This is a genomic window from Agrobacterium radiobacter, from assembly GCF_040801995.1.
In the GTDB taxonomy this organism is placed as follows: domain Bacteria; phylum Pseudomonadota; class Alphaproteobacteria; order Rhizobiales; family Rhizobiaceae; genus Agrobacterium; species Agrobacterium radiobacter.
In genome coordinates this window covers 1,757,576-1,775,793 of sequence record NZ_JBEGHX010000002.1, presented here as the reverse complement: position 1 = coordinate 1,775,793, position 18,218 = coordinate 1,757,576, and the positions used below count along the sequence as shown (strand labels likewise).

The 18,218-nt window shown below is 61.4% G+C and carries 14 protein-coding genes; 6 read left to right on the top strand and 8 right to left on the bottom strand.

What is annotated here, in order from left to right:
• Positions 1–12: 12 nt before the first annotated feature.
• Together MRBLRC7O_RS21950 and MRBLRC7O_RS21945 are read right to left on the bottom strand one after the other, a co-directional pair.
• On the bottom strand, positions 13–1,992 hold the full coding sequence (locus tag MRBLRC7O_RS21950) for a phosphatase PAP2 family protein (protein WP_367727627.1): 1,980 nt from the start codon (positions 1,990–1,992) through the stop codon (positions 13–15).
• Positions 1,993–2,242: 250 nt separating this feature from the next.
• A complete protein-coding gene (locus MRBLRC7O_RS21945) occupies positions 2,243–3,523 on the bottom strand; it encodes an ABC transporter substrate-binding protein (RefSeq protein WP_003505538.1) in 1,281 nt (426 codons plus the stop codon).
• 195 nt (positions 3,524–3,718) lie between these two features.
• Between MRBLRC7O_RS21945 and MRBLRC7O_RS21940 the strand changes: the two genes are divergently transcribed.
• From MRBLRC7O_RS21940 to MRBLRC7O_RS21915, 6 genes are read left to right on the top strand one after another with little or no spacing between them, the layout of a single operon-like run.
• The gene (locus MRBLRC7O_RS21940) at positions 3,719–6,241 is read left to right on the top strand and encodes a hypothetical protein (protein WP_367727626.1); all 2,523 of its coding nucleotides are present in this window, start codon (positions 3,719–3,721) and stop codon (positions 6,239–6,241) included.
• Positions 6,242–6,254: 13 nt separating this feature from the next.
• Entirely contained in the window at positions 6,255–7,349 is a 1,095-nt protein-coding gene (gene bglB / locus MRBLRC7O_RS21935; RefSeq protein ID WP_020008931.1) for a beta-galactosidase BglB, read from the top strand.
• Positions 7,346–8,698 carry a polygalacturonase PglB gene (gene pglB / locus MRBLRC7O_RS21930; RefSeq protein WP_367727625.1) on the top strand — a complete coding sequence of 451 codons (1,353 nt, stop codon included), beginning with the start codon at positions 7,346–7,348 and terminating at the stop codon, positions 8,696–8,698. Before bglB ends, pglB begins: the two co-directional genes overlap by 4 nt.
• Positions 8,698–9,801, top strand: coding sequence for an ABC transporter ATP-binding protein (locus tag MRBLRC7O_RS21925; RefSeq protein ID WP_087746826.1), 1,104 nt, complete (start codon positions 8,698–8,700; stop codon positions 9,799–9,801). The genes pglB and MRBLRC7O_RS21925 overlap by 1 nt, the downstream gene beginning before the upstream one ends.
• A gap of 1 nt (position 9,802) precedes the next feature.
• A complete protein-coding gene (locus tag MRBLRC7O_RS21920) occupies positions 9,803–10,798 on the top strand; it encodes a carbohydrate ABC transporter permease (protein ID WP_087746824.1) in 996 nt (331 codons plus the stop codon).
• A 2-nt stretch (positions 10,799–10,800) separates the two neighbouring features.
• Positions 10,801–11,850, top strand: a complete 1,050-nt coding sequence (locus MRBLRC7O_RS21915) for a carbohydrate ABC transporter permease (RefSeq protein WP_003505529.1) — start codon at positions 10,801–10,803, stop codon at positions 11,848–11,850.
• 9 nt (positions 11,851–11,859) lie between these two features.
• Here MRBLRC7O_RS21915 and MRBLRC7O_RS21910 read toward each other — a convergent pair whose 3' ends face one another.
• The 6 genes from MRBLRC7O_RS21910 to MRBLRC7O_RS21885 form a co-directional block, all read right to left on the bottom strand.
• A complete protein-coding gene (locus MRBLRC7O_RS21910) occupies positions 11,860–12,906 on the bottom strand; it encodes a LacI family DNA-binding transcriptional regulator (protein WP_026372485.1) in 1,047 nt (348 codons plus the stop codon).
• A gap of 213 nt (positions 12,907–13,119) precedes the next feature.
• A complete protein-coding gene (locus MRBLRC7O_RS21905) occupies positions 13,120–13,905 on the bottom strand; it encodes a TIM barrel protein (RefSeq protein WP_112493839.1) in 786 nt (261 codons plus the stop codon).
• A gap of 8 nt (positions 13,906–13,913) precedes the next feature.
• Complete coding sequence (locus MRBLRC7O_RS21900) at positions 13,914–14,924, bottom strand: Gfo/Idh/MocA family protein (RefSeq protein ID WP_003505525.1); 1,011 nt, start codon at positions 14,922–14,924, stop codon at positions 13,914–13,916.
• 10 nt (positions 14,925–14,934) lie between these two features.
• The gene (locus tag MRBLRC7O_RS21895; RefSeq protein WP_367727624.1) at positions 14,935–15,834 is read right to left on the bottom strand and encodes a sugar phosphate isomerase/epimerase family protein; all 900 of its coding nucleotides are present in this window, start codon (positions 15,832–15,834) and stop codon (positions 14,935–14,937) included.
• A 164-nt stretch (positions 15,835–15,998) separates the two neighbouring features.
• Positions 15,999–16,928 carry a substrate-binding domain-containing protein gene (locus tag MRBLRC7O_RS21890; protein WP_112539325.1) on the bottom strand — a complete coding sequence of 310 codons (930 nt, stop codon included), beginning with the start codon at positions 16,926–16,928 and terminating at the stop codon, positions 15,999–16,001.
• Between the two features lie 137 nt (positions 16,929–17,065).
• Positions 17,066–18,007 (bottom strand): sugar ABC transporter substrate-binding protein, encoded by a 942-nt coding sequence (locus MRBLRC7O_RS21885; protein ID WP_223569068.1) that lies wholly within the window; start codon positions 18,005–18,007, stop codon positions 17,066–17,068.
• Positions 18,008–18,218: the final 211 nt, after the last annotated feature.

Here is an 18,218-nt window from a genome sequence, read left to right as displayed (position 1 = left end):
CACTGTCGCAGCCTACTCGACCACTACCGATAATGCCGAACCGGTATAGACCGGCCGCACTTTCACAGTGCCCGCATCTATCGACGTAAAGGTTCCGCTCAGATCGTTGGCGGAGATAACGTCGAGCCGCGTTCCGGCGGCCGGTGCAGCGCCATCGAAAACGAGCTTCAGCGTTGCGCCCTCAAGCACCGCATTGCCCTTGATCCGCAACGGAGCCTTTTGCGCAAGCATCAGCGTGCCGCCCGACTGCATATAGTCACCGCCGATGACAACGTCTTTGCCTGCCTTGAGCGAAAGCGCGCCGCCGGTGACCAGCACATCGCCGGTTCCAAGCGCATCGGCAGACGACGCCACCAGCGTTCCCTCCCTCAAAATGGTACCACCGCCATAGCTGTTATTGCCGCTGAGCGTCAGCGCCCCGCTGCCGGATTTGACGAGACGCCCCGCCCCGGCAATATCGTTCGTCCAGCGGTCTGCCGCATTGAACCCGCCGGCGGCGGCATCCATGGTCACCTCGACATCGCCGTCAAACGCGCCGTAGCCACCGGCAGCGGCCACCAGGTTGATGCGGCCCCAGCCATTGCTGTCATCAAGCAGCGGATAGCCGGCCTCGATGCCGGTGGAAAATAACACCGCGCGCCGTTCTGTGGCATCGAGATAAGGCAGGCGCGTCTCCAGCAGCACTTCCGCGCCCTTCGGCACCACCATCGGCGCACCGCCCACGGCCTTGTCGCGGCTGAACGAGAAAGTCATGCGCCGGCGATAATCCGCCCCGTTCTTGGCAGCATTATAAAAGCGGTCGGCATCCGGCCCTGCGCCATGGGCGAAATCGACGAGCGACTGTCCCTGCGGCAGGCGCTTAGTGAAATAGGCCTGCAAGGCTTCGTGCGCCGCCTTCTTCACCTCGGCATTTTTCGGATCCTGCAACATGGCCGCAGCCATAGCGGTTGCCGTGATGCGCCCGCCGATCACGTCGAGCGGCGAATGCATGCCGGCGACGATACGGCTCTCGCCAAGTTCGGAGGCCGCCGTCAGCAATTCGGAAAAGCGCTCCGGCGCAGCATAGGCATAAGCGATGGCGGCGAGATAGGCGGCATTGGTGTGCCCGCTCGGGAAACCGCCATCCTTGCCGCGACCGCGGGTTTCACGCACATATTTCAGTGCCGGCACGATGACACCGGGATCGCTGTCATAGTTTTCGAATGAGCGGTCGCCGATCGTTTCCTTACCCGTCTCGATCACCTCGCCCTTGGCGTTCATGCGCCAGGGACGCGGTGAGGAATAGAAATATTTGGCCGGCGATGTCGTGCCTTCCGGACCGCGGATCACCTTCATGAAAGTGACGAAATCCTTCAGCTCGCTATCCGCCGCACCCGCCTCGGTGCCCTTGTCGGCCTCCTTGCGGGTGATGACCTCGTTCGGATCGAAATCCGCAGGCGTGTGATTGATCGTCGTCGTCGCACCCGCCCCTTCGCGATACCATGCGGCAAGCGGGCCCAGGCCGTCGATGACGCTGTAGCCCTGCGAGCGGCGGTCGTTCATATAGGCTTCGAAAGCGGCGGCGCGCGTGCGGTTCTCGCCGGTCACGGACAGGACGTAGCGCATGTTTTCCTGCCAGACAGCGGGATCAACGATCTTGACATGGCTGAAATCCGCCGGGCCATCGCCATTGGCGCCGCCATCGGCCCATTTTTCATCGCCAAGCGTCCAGATGCGATTAAAACCGGAGAGGATTTCAATGATGGGATTGTCCCGGTCGTCATAGGCCCGGACTTCCTCGCCCTTCTCATTCTTGCCGGTCTGGTTGCGATAATTGTCGGCAAGCGGCAACGGATATGTCGCGGCCGGTTCCGGCACCGTGATGGCATAACCACGCCCCACCGGTTCGGCGGCATCGAAAGCCTGCGCGCCGGGAACAAAAAACAGCAAGGCGACCGAGGCGAGCAGGGTCGAGCGTGCGGAAAAGAAAGACGACATCTTCAGTCTGGCCATGACGAATCCTATGATTTTCAGCGAGTGACGCGTGACGAAAACAGGCGGCGCGACGTTCCGCGCGCCTCATCGTCAGGTTTAAACAAAGCATATTTCAGTTTTTCGATGGCCGACGGGAACGGCTTCTTGCGGCGGTTCCCTGGCGACGATGCGCGCCTCCGCAGGGAAACGGCGGAATATGCCCGGAGTATCACTCCGGGCATATCGTCCGACGGCTTCTCCATTCCGCCAGAAGCGGATGGCCGTGCCGTTATTTCTTGACCGCGACAGCCTCGTTGATCTTGGCGACGTCATCCTCCAGAACCTTGTAGGTCTGGTCGAGCGTCAATTCACCGACGATGAGCTGGCTCATACGCTGCACGATCTGCTGATACATGGCGCTGCCGCCCTTGGCGCGTTCGAATTCACGCGCGGCCTGCGGCACATTCTTCTTGTTGTCGAGGAAGACCTTCATCGCCGCCTTGGCGTTTTCGCTCTTCAGCTTGTATTGCGGATCGACGATCTCGGCACCCGTCAGGATGACATAGTTCTCGGCAATTTCCCGCTGCACCTTTTCGGAGCCGAGGAATTCGATAAAATGGGCGACATCCTCGGGATATTTGGTGCGCTTGAAGCCGACGATTGCGGTGCCGCCGGGCATGGCGTAGCAGCCGGCATCGCCGCAGGGCGCATTGATCGCGGTCCATTCGAAACCGTCGCCGATCTTGTTCTGGAACGGATTGACCATCCAGTTGCCGGCGAGATAGGTCACGACATTGCCGTTGACGAACTCGTCACCCATGTTCTTGTATTGGGAACCGCCGGCCGCACCCCACATCTCCTTCGGGAAACTGCCGTTCTGCGTCCATGAAAAGAGATCGGCGATGTATTTTTTCGCCGCATCATCAGGGAAGCTGAACTTGCCGTCCTTCACATAGGTCGAGCCGTAAGAGAAGGCGCCGCCGGAAAAGCGGTGGCCGGAACGGTCCATGGTGAAGGGGATCTGCACGCCGGTCGCCTTGGCGACGCGGGCGGACGCTTCCACGATCTCGCTGAACTTGGCGGTCGGGCCGGGCAAGGGTTCGCCGGCCTGCTCGAACAGCGTCTTGTTGACGAAAGGCAGGTTCAGCGTCTGCGACGCCATATAGCCGTTGATCGACTTCGGATCGTTGACATTGGGCAGGCGAAGCTGGTCGAGGCTGGAACCGTGTAGTTTCGCGAAGGCTTCCGCATCCTTCATGTAAGGCCGCATGTCGAGATAATAGGGCGCGAGCTGCCAGTCGGTGATCTTGGCGATATCGGGCCCCTCGCCCACCGCCAGCTGCACCGGCAGCTGCTTGGAAACCGCGTCGTAACCCGACGATACGAAATTGATCTTCACGCCGGGATTGGCCGTCTCGAACTCCTTGCTGAGTTCCGACATGCGCTGCACGTAACCCTGGTCGTCATCCGTAAAAAGGAACGTAATCGTGCGGGTCTCGGCCTGGGCCGTCGCAAGACCGGCGACGGAGGCCATTACGAGGGCGCTGACGCCCGAAAACAATTTCATCATGCTCATCCTCCCAATGAAAACATTTTCATAAATCGAATGGAAGCTCCTCTGCTTAATTCGATTTATGATGTTTTGCGACTTGACAGAATAAACGTCAAGCTGTTTGTTTTGGCGAAATCGCACAAATCGGCGCAGAAAAGCGAAAGCAGGTTTGTGAAAATAATTTCATTATAGATCGACGGGAGGCGATCCATTATGACGGATGGACCATTTGCGGCGAATGCGTCGCAGCCGACATATACCGTCACGGATGGCGAGACAGTGACCGCCTGGATCGTCTCCGATCTCGTGGAGACGTCGTTTCCCGGCATCGCAGCCCCCGCCGAAGACCGCGTGAACTATCGCTTCATCAATGGTTTCGTGGATGTGGGCGACCTGCCCTGCCGCAAGGCTTTCCAGGAAACCATGATCGGCCGCGATATCGCGCCCGATACCGGGTGGCCGGTGTCACACCTCAACCTGCCAGGCTCCAACCGCCGCGTCGAATTCACCGGCTTCTGGCATGTTCCGACCCACGTACAGCGCTGGCTGAAGGGCACCTTCCGCAGCGAGACCGCAAGAAAGGCGCATTTCCGGCTGCGCACGTGCGGCGGCGTGCGCATCTGGGTGGGCGGCGTCGAACAGGTCCGTTTCGAACCCTTTATCCGCAATGTCGAGAGCAGCAGCGACATCACGCTCGATCTGTCGGCCGGCGATAACGAGGTGCTGCTGCTCTGCGAAGATCTGGCGGAGCGCGACATCATCTGGTTTTTCGAGCTTGAGGTCATCGATCCGGTGCCGCTCACCGTCGTGCTGCCGGTGCCGCTCGACCGGGAGGAGACGAAGCGTCTGGCCGCACTGGTGCGCGACGTTCACCCGGCGCGGGATGTATTTTCCGGCACGCCCCTCGAACTGGTCTTCGGCGCGGCCCCGGCAAACGACCTGCCGGTGCATATTGCCGTCAAAAGCCATGGCCACGAGCGCGCCACGCTCGCGGAAGTGAAAACCGTGCTGAAGGCCGGGCAATCCGCGCTGACGATCCCCGGAACGTCGGGCATTCCGGACGGGTATCACGGTGTCAGGATCACCATGGGTTCGGGAGCGGGGACGGTCACCCGCCTCATCGACGCCGCCTTCATGCATGATATCGCGCCGGAAGCATCCAATGCCGATATCAACGAGCGCAAAAAGGCGGCCCTCTCCTTTAGCGCCCGTTTCGGCGCCTGGCGCATCGGCCGCGCGCTGGCGATGGTCGCCACCGGCAGCGATGACATCGAGACGATTGGCGGCATCGTTGATGCGACGCTGCATTCCATCGACAGGCGCGAAGACTGCTCCGATTTCGTGATGATCCCGCTGCTCTGGCTGGTGCGCGCCTATGGCGACCGGCTGCCGGCCGACATGCGGGCGCGGATCGATGCAACGATCCTCGGCTATCGTTACTGGGTGGACGAACCGGGCAATGACGTCATGTGGTTCTGGAGTGAGAACCATGTTCTTTGTTTCCACACCAGCCAGCTGCTGGCCGGCGACTATTTGCCGGATGCCCTTTTCACCGCGTCGGGCCGCTCCGGCCGGCAGCAGGCGGCGCTGGCCGCCGACCGTCTGGAGCGCTGGTTCGACAGCGTCGAGGCGCATGGCCTCGCCGAATGGAACTCCGCCGCCTACTACCCGGTGGATTTCATCGGCCTTCTTGCCATCGAACATTGGGCGGGGCCGGAACTTGCCGCCCGTGCCCGCCATCAGCTCGATCTCATTTTCGAGATGATCGCGTTGCACACACTCGGCGGCGTCCCTTCCGGTTCGCAAGGCAGAGCCTATGACAAGGAACTGCGCGCCGGGCCGCTGACGGAACTGGCGCCCTTTGCTGAGGTCGCCTTTGGCAAAGGCTGGCTCAATAATGGCGTCGCCTCGCTACCGATGTTCTGCTGCGGCGACTACCTGCCGCCGGCGCATCTTGCCGCCCTCTCCCAGCTGGAAACCGGCCGCATGGTCGAGGCGCGGTATGCGCAGGGGCTGGAGCCCGGCAAGCTTGTGCTGTTCAAGAACGAGGCCGCCCAGCTTTCCACCGTTGTCGACCACAAGACCGGCCGCAAGGGCCACCAGCAGCATGTCATGGACATCAAGCTTGCCGGCCATCCGATGGCGCGGCTCTGGGTCAATCATCCCGGTGAAGACGATCCATGGGGCACGCAGCGCCCTTCCTATTGGGCGGGAAGCGGCATCCTGCCGCGTGTGGCGCAGCATCGCGATCTGGCCATGCTGATCTTCGACACGGACGATCACCGCAATGACTGGACCCACGCCTATCTCGGCCGCGACGGGCTGGACGAAGTGCTGACGGAAGGCAACTGGCTCATCACCCGTTCGGGCCGCGGTTTTGCCGCCCTTTACGCGACCAACGGACTTCAGCCCATCACCTCTGGCGCCACCGCAAACCGCGAGATCAGATCACCCGGCCGCCGCGCTGGCTGGGTGGGCGTCATCGGCTGCGGCGACAAGCAAGCCTTCGCCAGTTTCCGCGAGAAAATTCTCGCCACACAGGTCACCTTCAATGCCGAAAGCCGGCTGCTCTTGGTCACGCCGCCGGGCGGACCTGAGCTTACCCTGACCTGGGACGGCGCCTTCACCATCGGCGGTCAGGCCATGGCCTTCGACCATGACCAGCCGCAACCGCAAATCACCTTCGAAAGTGCCGATCCCGCCTCGGACGGCGCGGCGCGACCCTTCTACTCCTAAGCGGAATTGACAGATGAACCAGCCAAGCATGGAAAAAGACACTCTCAGGACGACGATCGACAATGTCGCCGCCGCCTTCAGCCGCCTCAAGGGCATTCAGGAAGGTCTGGTCAGCGGCAGTTCCGATGGCAAGATCCAGTTCGATGAATGGGACTGGGAAGTGGGTGTGGGCCTTTACGGTTTCCTGCGCCGGGCGCTGGCCGCCAACGACCAGAAGGCATTGGACGACCTCGTCACATGGTATGGCTGGCAGATCGAACGTGGCCTGCCACCCCGCCAGATCAACAGCTCCGCGCCGATGCTGCCGCTCGTCATCCTGACCGAACATGTCGACCGGCCGGATTTCCGGGCGCTGGTGGAAGACTGGGCCGACTGGCTGGTGCATGAATTGCCGAAAACCGAAGATGGCGGCTTCCAGCATGTCGTCAAGGAACGCCTGAATGAAGGCGAACTCTGGGACGACACGCTGTTCATGGCATGTCTCTTCCTCGCCCGCGCCGGCGTCGTCTGCAAACGCCATGACTGGATCGACGAAGCGGTCTATCAGTTTATGATCCATACGCGTTATCTGTCGGACCCCGTCACCGGCCTCTGGTATCACGGCTGGACCTTCAACGGCCGCCATAATTTCGCTGACGCCTTCTGGGCGCGCGGCAATTCCTGGATCACCGTCGCCATTCCCGAACTCTTCGAACTGGTGCCGACGCTTGCCGGAAAGGACAAACGTTTCCTCGCCAATGTACTGGCGAGCCAGGTGCGGTCGCTCAGGCAATACCAGCGTGAGGACGGCATGTTCCACACGCTGCTCGACGATCCCACATCGCCGGTCGAGACATCGGCGACGGCAGGCATCGCCTATGGCATTCTGCGCGGCATTGAGGCCGGCATCCTCGGCGAAGAGAACCGGCCGCATGCGGAACGCGCGCTGAAGGCGGTGCTTGGCAATATCGACGATGAGGGCGTCGTCCACGGCGTTTCCGACGGTACGCCGATGGGTCATGATCTCGACTTCTACCGCCGCATTCCCAATCTGCCCACACCCTACGGGCAGGCGCTGACGATGCTGCTTTTGATCGACGTTTTTCTGAAAAGGCCGCAGGCATCATGAGCATGAACCAAGAAATCACAGCCGCAGCCGATGGCCGCGACGCCACTACCGCCATCCAGCAGGCAATCGACACCGTCTCGGCCGCAGGCGGCGGGCGTGTATCGCTCGCAGCCGGGCGCCATGTCAGCGGCGGCCTTGTTCTTAAGAGCGGCGTGGAACTGCACCTTGCCGAAGACGCGGTACTTGCACCCGTTTCCGATTACGAGGCCTATGCGGATACGACGGTTTCGGTCATCGCCGAGGATTCCAACCGCGGCATGCTCATCGCGAGCGGCGCGCACGACATCGCCGTCACCGGTCCCGGCCGCATCGAGGCTGGCGGTGAGAACTTCATCATCGGCGACGACAAGGCCATGGGCACCTATGTTCCAGCCCAAAAACGCCCGCGCGTGATGGTGCTGGAAGCCTGCCACAACGTGCGCCTTGAAAACCTCCACGTCAGCGCTTCACCCATGTGGACGCTGCATATGGTCGATTGCGAAGACCTCCATTTCCGCAATCTCCGCATCGAAAACGACCGCCGCCTGCCGAATACCGATGGCATCGTGCTGGATGCCTGCCGCCGCGCATTGATTGAGGACTGCTTTATCTCGACTGCCGATGACGGCATCTGCCTGAAGACCAGCGCCGGACCGGATGGCAAGGCGGTGGGGGTCTGCGCCGATATCACCGTTCGCCGTTGCACCGTTTCCAGCATGAGCTGCGCGCTGAAACTCGGCACGGAATCCTTCGGTGACTTCACCAATGTCGTGTTCGAGGATTGCAGCATCGTCCAGTCCAATCGCGGCGTCGGCCTTTTCTCCCGCGATGGCGGCGCGATGCGCAACATCCGCTTTTCACGGATTAAAGCCGAGTGCCACGAAACGCCGGGCGGCTTCTGGGGTTCGGGTGAAGCGGTCACCGTCACCGTTGTCGACCGTCGCCCCGAACGGCAGGCCGGCAGTGTGGACAATCTGGTCGTGGAAGACTTGAGCGGCTCGATGGAAGGCGCGATCAACCTCGTCGCCACCTCGAAGGCCGGCATTCACAATGTCCGGCTGGAGCGCATCACGCTTGCGCAGCAGCCCGGCAAGCTCGGCACCGGCCTGCAATATGACCTGCGCCCCACCAATGCCGATATTGCGCCAAACGCCGATGCGGCTGGCCGCGCCAATGCCTGGACGCAGGATGCTGAGGGCCGGATCGTCGGCATGGAGGATTATCCGGGCGGCATGCCCGCGATCTACCTTGAGGGCGTTCACGGATTTTCGGCGCATGACGTCGCCATCAAAAGAACGACGCCCTTGCCCGAGGGCTGGAACAGGCAGGAGATCGTCGCGACGACGGGCTCGGATAAAGGGAGCAGGTGATGGGAAGTCTGAAACTTGAAAACCTCAACAAGGCGTTCGGCGCCGTTCATGTGCTGCATGATATCGATCTTCAGATCGAAAACGGCGAATTCGTCGTTTTCGTCGGCCCTTCAGGCTGCGGAAAATCGACGCTGCTGCGCATCATCGCCGGTCTCGAGGACGTCACGTCGGGCACAATCGCCATCGGAAATCGCGATGTCAGCGCGCTTTCTCCCGCCGAGCGCAAGATCGCCATGGTCTTCCAGTCCTATGCGCTTTATCCGCATATGAGCGTGCGCAAGAACCTTGCATTCGGGCTGGAGAACCTGCGCTTCAAGCGGGCGGAAATCGAAAGCCGCATCAACGAGGCGGCGCGCATGCTGGCCATCGAGCCCTATCTCGACCGCAAGCCGAAACAGCTTTCCGGCGGCCAGCGTCAGCGCGTCGCCATCGGCCGCGCCATCGTGCGCGAGCCTGATATCTTCCTGTTCGACGAACCGCTGTCGAACCTCGATGCGGCGCTGCGCGTCCAGACCCGCGCCGAAATCACGAGGCTGCATCGCGATATCAAGACGACGATGATCTATGTCACCCATGATCAGGTGGAAGCCATGACCATGGCCGACAAGATCGTGGTGCTGCGCGCCGGGCGCATCGAGCAGGTGGGCAGCCCGCTCGAGCTTTTCGACAATCCGCGCAATCTCTTCGTCGCCGGTTTCCTCGGTTCGCCGCGCATGAACATGCTCAAGGGCGTCATCACCAAGGGCGAAGACGGCGGCATCGCCATCGACGCCGGCTACGGCGTGTCCCTGCCCTGCCTTGTCGATCCGGCAACCGTCAGTCCGGGACAGGCGGTTCTGGCGGGCATACGCCCCTCGCATTTCACCATCGCGGATGCCGGTCTGCCCTTCGAGGTGCAGTACCACGAAAGCCTCGGCACCGAGACCTATCTCTACGGCAATATCAAGGGTGAGAAGGAGCAGATCATCGTGCATCAGGCGGGCCATTTCGCGCCCGCTTCCGGCTCGGTGCTGAAGATCATGCCGGCGCGTGAGAAGGTGCATGTCTTCGATCCCGCCACCGAACTGGCGCTGCCGCGCCTTGCGAGCGAAGGGAGAGGGTAGCATGGCCAATCCGAAGCTCGCGAGACTGTCCGACCGTGTGCTCGATGCCGTGATGGCGATTGCCGAAGTGCCGCTCAACTTCATCGAGCGGCTGATCGGCAAGAGGCGCATGCCCTATATTTTCCTGATGCCGAACCTCGTTCTCTTCGGCATTTTCACCTTCCTGCCGATTGCGATTGCCGTCGGTTACGCCTTTACCGGCGGCACCGAACTTTTGATCACCGACCGCCCCTTCGTCGGTTTCGAGAATTTCGGCAAGCTGCTGGATTGCCAGAGCTATATGGACCCCGGAAGCTGCCGGGAATCCCTGTTCTGGACGGCGATCTGGAACACTTTGTGGTTCGTCGGCTTCAACGTCATCGCCACGCTGCTGGTCGCGCTCATCACCGCGCTCATCCTCAATCGGGCGATCGCCGCGCGCGGTTTCTTCCGCGCCATGTTTTTTTACCCGGTCCTGCTGTCGCCGGTCGTCATCGGCCTCATCTGGAAATGGTTCCTCGACCGCAACGGCCTGCTCAACGCCTTTTTCCAGATGCTGGGCGTGCCGCCGGAAATCTTCCTTCTCGATGTCGGCTGGTCGCGTTTCTTCGTCGTGGTGGTCTCTGTCTGGTTCCATATGGGCTTTTATACGCTCATCCTGCTGGCGGGCCTTCAGGCCATCCCGAAGGACCTCTATGAGGCCGCCGCCATCGACGCCGCTTCGCCCCGGCGCACGCTCTTCCGCATCACGCTTCCGCTGCTTGGTCCCAACCTGCTCGTCGTGCTCATCCTGTTGATGATCCGCTCGGTGCAGATCTTTGATGAAGCCTGGGTTTTGACCAATGGCGGCGGGCCGGGCACGGCAAATACATTCGTGGTGCAATATATCTACCAGATGGCCTTCGGCAGCGATCTGAGGCTGTTCGGTCTTGCATCCGCCGCATCGGTTCTCATGGGCCTTGTGCTTCTTGCGCTGACGCTCGTGCAATTGCGCCTTGGCAAAAAGATGGAGTCCTGACCATGTCCAACGCCGTCTCTTTCCTCACGCGCACCCGCCGCCCCGGCCGGATCGGCCTCACCGATATCCTCTCCTGGGTCTGGCTCATCGGCGGCACGCTTGCCGTCCTCATCCCGGTCGTCTGGGCCGCCATGTCTTCGCTGAAACCGGAAGCCGAGATCACGCGGTTTCCGCCGAGCCTTCTGCCGCGCGCCGCCGTGCAGGTGGAGGTGCAGGGTTACGACAAGCCGCTCAGCCTGTGGAAAGCCAGCATCGATGGCGTGGAACGGGAAATGGCCATGATCCGGCGCGTCGGCCTCAAAGCCCAGATGGTCGACCCGGCCAATCCCGGCCCGCCCGTCAGCGTCGACACGCGCGGAATAACGCCGGTTCAAAAACTGACCATTGCGACGGAGAACTTCACCGATCCGCTGACACAGTTCAGCTTCTTGACCTTCCTCAAGAACTCGGTCTTCGTCACCTTTGTCGCAACGGTCCTGACCTTGATCGTCAACGCCATGGCGGCATTTGCACTGTCCAAATACCGTTTCCGTGGCGAGAAGGCGATCTTCGTGCTGATCATCTCGACACTGATGATCCCGCTCACCGTCGTCATGGTGCCGGCCTATCTTGTCATCGTCGGTGTCGGCCTCGTTGACAATCTCTGGGGTGTCATCATCCCCACCGTCGCAACGCCGACGGGCGTGTTCCTGCTCCGGCAATATATGCTGACCATCCCCGACGAGCTGATCGAGGCGGCACGTGTCGATGCCGCCAGTGAATTCCGCATCTTCTGGCGCATCATCCTGCCGCTGACGGCCCCGGCGCTTGCGGTTCTCGCCATCTTTTCGGTGCTCTGGCGCTGGAACGACTTCCTCTGGCCGCTGATCGTTCTCAGCAGCCGCGAAAACTTCACGCTGCAGGTGGGCCTCAATGCCTTCCAGGGCGAGTTCTCGGTGCAATGGCACTATATTCTCGCCATGACCTTCCTCAGCCTGGCGCCGGTTACCGTCGTGTTCCTGTTCCTGCAGCGCTACATCACGACGGGCATTGCCGGCACGGGAATGAAATAAACCCTGACATCACTTGGGGGGCGGTGCGATGCTGCCCCTCAACACCAGCCGACAACCGAGCTCGAGCCGGTGCGCCGGACGTGTCGGATCGGCCGCCATAAGCCGCTGCTCCAGCAGCGCAAGCGCCGCACCGCCCAGCCTGTCAGCGGGCAACTGGATGGTGCTAAGCGGTGGCGCACTGAAGGCTGCCGGCATGATATCGTCAAACCCCAGCACCGAGATATCGTCCGGCACCCGAATTCCTGCCTCCGTCAGGGCCTTCAGACAACCGAGCGCCAGATTGTCGGCGGCGCAGAAAATGGCGGTGGCGTTTCTGAGCGGCTTGTCTTCGGCCAGCAGACGGCGGATGGCGGCCTCCCCCCATTCGGGCTCGTAACTTTCCACCTCGATGACCATATCGGCGGGAACTGTCAGGCCCGCCGCAAGAAAGGCGTCGCTATAACCGTCATATCGGCGGCGGATCGTCGTGCGGCCCTTCCAGGTAATGTGCAGAATATTGCGATGCCCGAGCGACAGCAGATGCTCGATACCAAGCCGCGCGCCAAAACGATTCTCGGCCGTCACCGTATCGACGATCATGGCCGGATCCTCGCCATTGATCAGAACCACCGGCCGCGCAAGCGCCGACAGCGCCTCGACCAGCTGCGGCCTGTCATCGTTCAGGATCACGATGCCATCGACATTGTCTGCGTCCGCCGCTGCAGCCACCAAGGCGGGATCGAGCCGGCTCGTCGCGCTCACATAGGGAACGATACGAATGCCGCGCCGCTCGCATTCGCGCCGGAAGCCGTTCAGCATCGTCCAGCTGACCATGTTGAGATCGCTCTGCGGTGCTGCATCATTGGTCATGGCGAGCAACACGACGCGCAGGGTGGCGATCGTTGCCTTCTGCCTGCGGTTTTCGAGGTAGCCGAGCGTGCGGGCCGCCTCCAGCACCCGGTCGCGAACCTGCGTGGTCAAGGGTGCCGTGCCATTGATGGCGTGCGAAGCCGTGCTCAGCGAAACATTCGCCTCCCGCGCCACGTCCTTAAGCGTCGTTTTCCTATCCGCTTTCATATAGGGAAAATTCAACCACTCTTCTTCAGACGGTGCGGGCAGAAAGCCTGCCTCGCGCAGTCGATCTGAAGAATACCCGTGCCTGTTTACTGCTCTCTCGTCAGCGGAAGACTACAGCATCATCCGTAAATGCGGAATTGATTTCTCTGGGTTTTTACCGATCGTTTATCCCCCGGAAACGCCGCCCGCAGCAAACCGCGGGCGGCAAGGCGGTCAAAGCGCCCGGGAGATATGGTCGATGCTATCCTTCAAGGCAGCGGCCGGATTCTTCAGCTCGTGCACTTCCGCCGCAAAGGGCTCGAAACTGTAAGGCCCCCTGTAACCGGCCGCCTCAAGCGTTCTGATCTGGGCAATATTTTCCAGCCGGTCGCCGCCATCCACCAGCACACGGTGGGCGTCCAGCATATCGGCGACGGAGACGGCGGGGTCGGTCACGCCGGAAATATGCACGAGGCCGGTACGTTCGGGGAAGAACTCTGTTTCGCCCGCAAGATGGTGGTGGAAGGTATCGTGCACCAGCCTGTAGACATCACCGCCGCCCGCAGCATCGATGGCCCTGATGGCCTCGGCCTTGGTGCGCAGCGACGAGACAGGGAAACCGAGCGGCTCGACAAGGCCGGTCAGTCCGCGTTCCTCAAGGATCGGCTTCATGGCCTTCAGCGCCGTGACGAGATCGTCAAAAGACACCGCCGTGCCGTCGTTGAGCGGGCACATGACCAGCGCCTTCGCACCGCTTGCCGCTGCATAGTCCGCCATGGCAACAGCCCGTGCAGGTAGGTCGCCCGACCAGACGTTGAAGGGATAAAGCGCGTTGATCGAGATGATCGTCACGCCTGCCTTTTCGGCCGCCGCCTTCACGGCAGCCGGCTCCACCGTGCCGACGATGTCAGGCACATCGTTGCGGATTTCAACTTCGGTGAGGCCGAGTTCGCGGGCTGTCGCGAAGAATTCCTCAAGGGAGAGCTTCGGCGCGGTGATGTGATTGATGGCAAAACGCATGAAAGACCTCACTGATAAAGGGCGGGACGCGTGGGAAGCTTAATTGCGACGGCTGCTCCGTCGGTCTCCTGCGCAGCGACACAGGCGTCGGCGGTGATGGCGGCCACATAGCCATCCCAGGAGCTGGGCCCCGATGCCGTGCCCTTTACCGCCGCATGGATGAAGTCCTGCAATTCGACATCGTAACTGGCGATGAAGCGATCCTTCCAGTCGGTCAGGATGTCGTTCTGCAGCTTGGCGCCAAGCCGTGTCTGCACCGACATCGGCTCCGGCAGGCTGGCAATACCGTCCTCACCCACCACCTGGCACTGGATATCGTAGCCGTAATGGCAATTGACGAAGATTTCGACGTCGATGATCGTGCCCTTCGCCGTCTCCAGAATGACGATCTGCGGGTCTTTCAGCCGCGCATGGCTTCTGGCCGCCGAGCGGGGAAAGAGGACCCGCGCCGAAACATAGTCATCATCAAGCAGCCAGCGCAACACGTCGATCTCATGGATCATCGTGTCGTGGATCGCCATCGGGGTCACATATTGCTCCGGAACCGCCGGGTTTCGGTGGGCGGCATGCACCATGATCGGCGCGCCGATCCTGCTGTCGACGGCCTGTTTCAGCGCGACATAACCGGCGTCATAACGGCGCATGAAGCCCACCTGAACCAGCCGTCTGCCATGGGCCACCTCAGCATCGACGATGCGTCTTGCACCTTCCGCCGTTGTCGCCAGCGGCTTTTCGCAAAAGCACGGCTTGCCGGCGGCGATTGCCGCCAGCACATATTGCTCATGCGTCGCGCCCCAGGAGGTGACGAGCACGGCATCCACATCGGGTGAGGCGATCAGCTCCTCGCCGGTGGCGAAGATTTCCGCATCCGGGGCGATGTCATTGCGCACCGCTTCTGCCGATCCATGATTGACATCGCTCAGCGCGACGACCTTTGCGCCGCCGAGGACCTTGTTGATGCGGCGGGCATGGTCGCGGCCGATGGCGCCGGTGCCGATGACACCAATTCTCACAGTCATTTTCAAAACCTCACTTCCGGTATTTTTCGATGTAATTGTTGATCTCGGCACACATGAACTTGCTCGATTCATCGGCCCTGTCCTCCCAGGCGAAGACACAGGAGGTCATGATGCCGTCGAAACCGATTTCGGAAAGCGTGCCGAAGAAGTCGTCCCATGGCACTTCGCCCTGGCCGATATTCAAGTGCTGATGCACCCGCGCCTGCGTGCCCGGCGGGTTGAGGATATAACGCAGCCCGGAGCTCGCCTTGTGGTTAAAGGTGTCGCCCACATGCACATGCGCCAGCACATCCCTGGCTTCCCGCAGCATCGCCCTGGTGTCGTCGCCGAAATAGAAGGTGTGCGGCGCGCAATAGAGGAATTTGACGTTCTTCGAATTGACGGTGCGGATGATGTCGAGCGCCGGCTGCAGCGTCTCGCACCAGTCTTCCGGATGCGGTTCGACATGCAGGCTGATGCCTTCGCGTTCGAAGATCGGCACCAGCTCTTCCATCGAGCGCCACCAGGCATCCTCGCAGGCCTCGATCATCGAGCCGGTATGGCAGCAATAACAGGAGCCCTTGTCGGGATGCGGACCGCGGCCGAATTCGGAGTTCATCGTGTCGACCTCCAGTTCGATGGCGATCTCGATGGCGCGTTTCCAGTGTTTGACCGCCGCCTGCCGTTCGGTCTCGTCATTGGAGGCCCAGCGATACATTGGCAGCAGCGAGGCGATACCGACATCGGCCTCCTTCAAAGCCTTCTTGAAGGACCTTATGCGTTCAGGAAAGACGCGCGGCGCCTTGAACCATTCGAGGAAATCGGCGCGCGGGCTGAGCTCGATCCAGTCGAAGCCGAGTTCCTTTACTTTGGCCGGGAGGGCTTCGAGGCTGAGATGGCGGTGCATGAAAGGGTCGATGGCGATGCGCATATACGCTTCCTTGTCATTATTGTCTGTCGAAGGGCCCTTGCGGGCCGGTTATGCAAGGCCGCGGTCCGGAAGAGGGGACCGCGGCCTTTGGCCGACTTTTCGCGGGCGGCCATGTTTGTGCTCTGCTGACGGCATTCGGTCAGCATTCCGGCCAAAACTCCGGTTCAGTTCCGGGCCTGATAGTCCCCAAGGTTTTCCGGCATCACCAGTTCGAAGGGCACCCAGAGCGTCTTTTCGACTTTTTCACCGGCAGCGGCTTTCAGCGCCGTCTGAACGGATACTTCGCCCTGCTTCGTCGCGTTCTGGTAAACGGTGATGTCGAGATCGCCCGCCTGCATGGCGGCGAGGCCGTCAGGCGTGGCGTCGATGCCGGCGATGACGACATCCTTCATGGAAACGCCCGCCGCCTTCAGCGCCTGCACGGCGCCGATCGCCATTTCATCATTGTTGGCGATGACGGCATCAAACTGCACACCCGCCGTCAGCCAGGAAGAGACGAGATCCTGCGCCTGCGTGCGGCTCCAGTTCGCCGTCTGCTTTTCGAGGATGTCGATCTTGCAGTCCGGCCGGGAAAACACCGTTTCCACATCCTTGGTGCGCACCAGCGCGGCATGGTTTTCCAAAGGCCCCATCAGGATGACGGCCTTGCCCTTGCCGCCCATCAGCTTGCAGGCCGCTTCCGCCTCCATGGTGCCGGAATCGAGCTCGTTGGAGCCGACAAAGGCCGTGCCATCGGGCAGGCCTGTCTCCAGTTCGGCTGGCGGATGATTGACATAAACGAGAGGGATTTTTGCGGCGGACGCGGCTTTGGTGATCGCGGCCGTGGCGTCACCGTCAACGGCATTGACGATGATCGCATCGACGCCATTGGCGATAAAATTCTGCACCTGATTGAGCTGCTTCGAGGGATCAAGCTGGGCATCCTCGACCAGAAGTTCGATATTTTTATCACGCCCGGCCTCGGCCCTGATGCCGTTCAGCAGGATCGTCAGAAACGGGTTATCGAAAGACGTCATGGAGACCGCAACGCGGGTCTCGGCAAGAGCCGGCGTTGCGAAAATGCAGAGCGCCGTCGCCATCAGTAATTTTTTCAAGGTTTCCTCCCGCGGAAATCGCCGCTGGTTGCATCATCCTGTGTCGCCGGAGCCGGCCATTCCGCCGGCTCCGGCGCGTTCGGCCCGCCCGGCGGCGCTCCCCGGGAGCGGAGAAGCCGCCTGGGCGAGGCCATGGCTCAATTCTCGGCCTGATAGTTCTTGAGGTTCGCCGGCGTCACCAGCTCGAAGGGAACGAAGACCTTCTTGTCGACCGCATCGCCCTTGGCGAGTTTCAGCGCCGCATCCAGGGCACCCTTGCCCTGCCCGGCGGCATTCTGGAAAACGCTCACATCCAGATCACCCGCCGCCATGGCGGCAAGCGCGTCCTGCGTGGCGTCGATGCCGGCGATGATGACGCTGTCCATCGACCGGCCGGCCGCCTTCAGAGATTGAATAGCGCCGATGGCCATTTCGTCATTGTTGGAAATGACGGCATCGAACTGCACCCCGGCAGAGAGCCAGTTGGTCATCAGATCCGACCCTTGAGTACGCGACCAGTTGGCGGATTGTTCCTCGACAAGCTTGATGAAGCTGCAATCGGGGGTGGCCACCACATCCTTGATATCCTGCGTGCGCATGCGGGCCGCCTGGTTGGAAAGCTCGCCCATCATCACCACCGCCTTCGCTTCCGTCTTGCCGGCCGCCTTCAGCAAACGGCAGACTTCCTGCGTCTGCAGGGTGCCCGACTGTTTTTCATCGGAGGCAACGAAGGCCTGTTTTTCCGGCAGGCTGTCGAGATTGACCGGCTGGCGGTTGACATAGACGAGCGGAATGCCGGCGGCCGCGGCGGCCTGCGAAAGGGCCACGGTCGCATCCGTATCCACCGGGTTGACGATGATGGCGTCGACGCCGGCGGCGACGAAGTTCTGCACCTGGCTCAGCTGTTTGCCGACATCGTTCTGCGCATCCTCGATCTGCAGCGAAACACCGCTCATGCCCTTGGAATAATCGACCATGCCATTACGCAGCACGGTCAGGAAATTGTCATCGAACAGGGCCATCGAAACGCCGATGGTCTCAGCCGACGCGGTGGTCGCCAGCATGGTGGCAAGCGTTGCAATCGCTAAATGTCTTTTCATGTCGTTCTCCTCCAAAACCCTTGAAAAGAAGCCGGCCACGCAACCTTCGTCACATCGTGCTGCAACCGCGCACCGGCAAAGGAATACCGGTCACCGGAGACGGTCATCTGCGGCGTGCGGCAATCCTGAAACATCGTTGGTGTCGTGGACCAGCCTCCTGCCCGTTCCACATGCGGGCAAGATTTCCCAGTACGCGCCCGGCGTCAACGGG

Coding starts and splice junctions, on each gene's coding strand:
- MRBLRC7O_RS21950 (WP_367727627.1), bottom strand. CDS start 1,992: ATGGCCAGACTGAAGATGTCGTCTTTCTTTTCCGCACGCTCGACCCTG.
- MRBLRC7O_RS21945 (WP_003505538.1), bottom strand. CDS start 3,523: ATGATGAAATTGTTTTCGGGCGTCAGCGCCCTCGTAATGGCCTCCGTC.
- MRBLRC7O_RS21940 (WP_367727626.1), top strand. CDS start 3,719: ATGACGGATGGACCATTTGCGGCGAATGCGTCGCAGCCGACATATACC.
- bglB (WP_020008931.1), top strand. CDS start 6,255: ATGAACCAGCCAAGCATGGAAAAAGACACTCTCAGGACGACGATCGAC.
- pglB (WP_367727625.1), top strand. CDS start 7,346: ATGAGCATGAACCAAGAAATCACAGCCGCAGCCGATGGCCGCGACGCC.
- MRBLRC7O_RS21925 (WP_087746826.1), top strand. CDS start 8,698: ATGGGAAGTCTGAAACTTGAAAACCTCAACAAGGCGTTCGGCGCCGTT.
- MRBLRC7O_RS21920 (WP_087746824.1), top strand. CDS start 9,803: ATGGCCAATCCGAAGCTCGCGAGACTGTCCGACCGTGTGCTCGATGCC.
- MRBLRC7O_RS21915 (WP_003505529.1), top strand. CDS start 10,801: ATGTCCAACGCCGTCTCTTTCCTCACGCGCACCCGCCGCCCCGGCCGG.
- MRBLRC7O_RS21910 (WP_026372485.1), bottom strand. CDS start 12,906: ATGAAAGCGGATAGGAAAACGACGCTTAAGGACGTGGCGCGGGAGGCG.
- MRBLRC7O_RS21905 (WP_112493839.1), bottom strand. CDS start 13,905: ATGCGTTTTGCCATCAATCACATCACCGCGCCGAAGCTCTCCCTTGAG.
- MRBLRC7O_RS21900 (WP_003505525.1), bottom strand. CDS start 14,924: ATGACTGTGAGAATTGGTGTCATCGGCACCGGCGCCATCGGCCGCGAC.
- MRBLRC7O_RS21895 (WP_367727624.1), bottom strand. CDS start 15,834: ATGCGCATCGCCATCGACCCTTTCATGCACCGCCATCTCAGCCTCGAA.
- MRBLRC7O_RS21885 (WP_223569068.1), bottom strand. CDS start 18,007: ATGAAAAGACATTTAGCGATTGCAACGCTTGCCACCATGCTGGCGACC.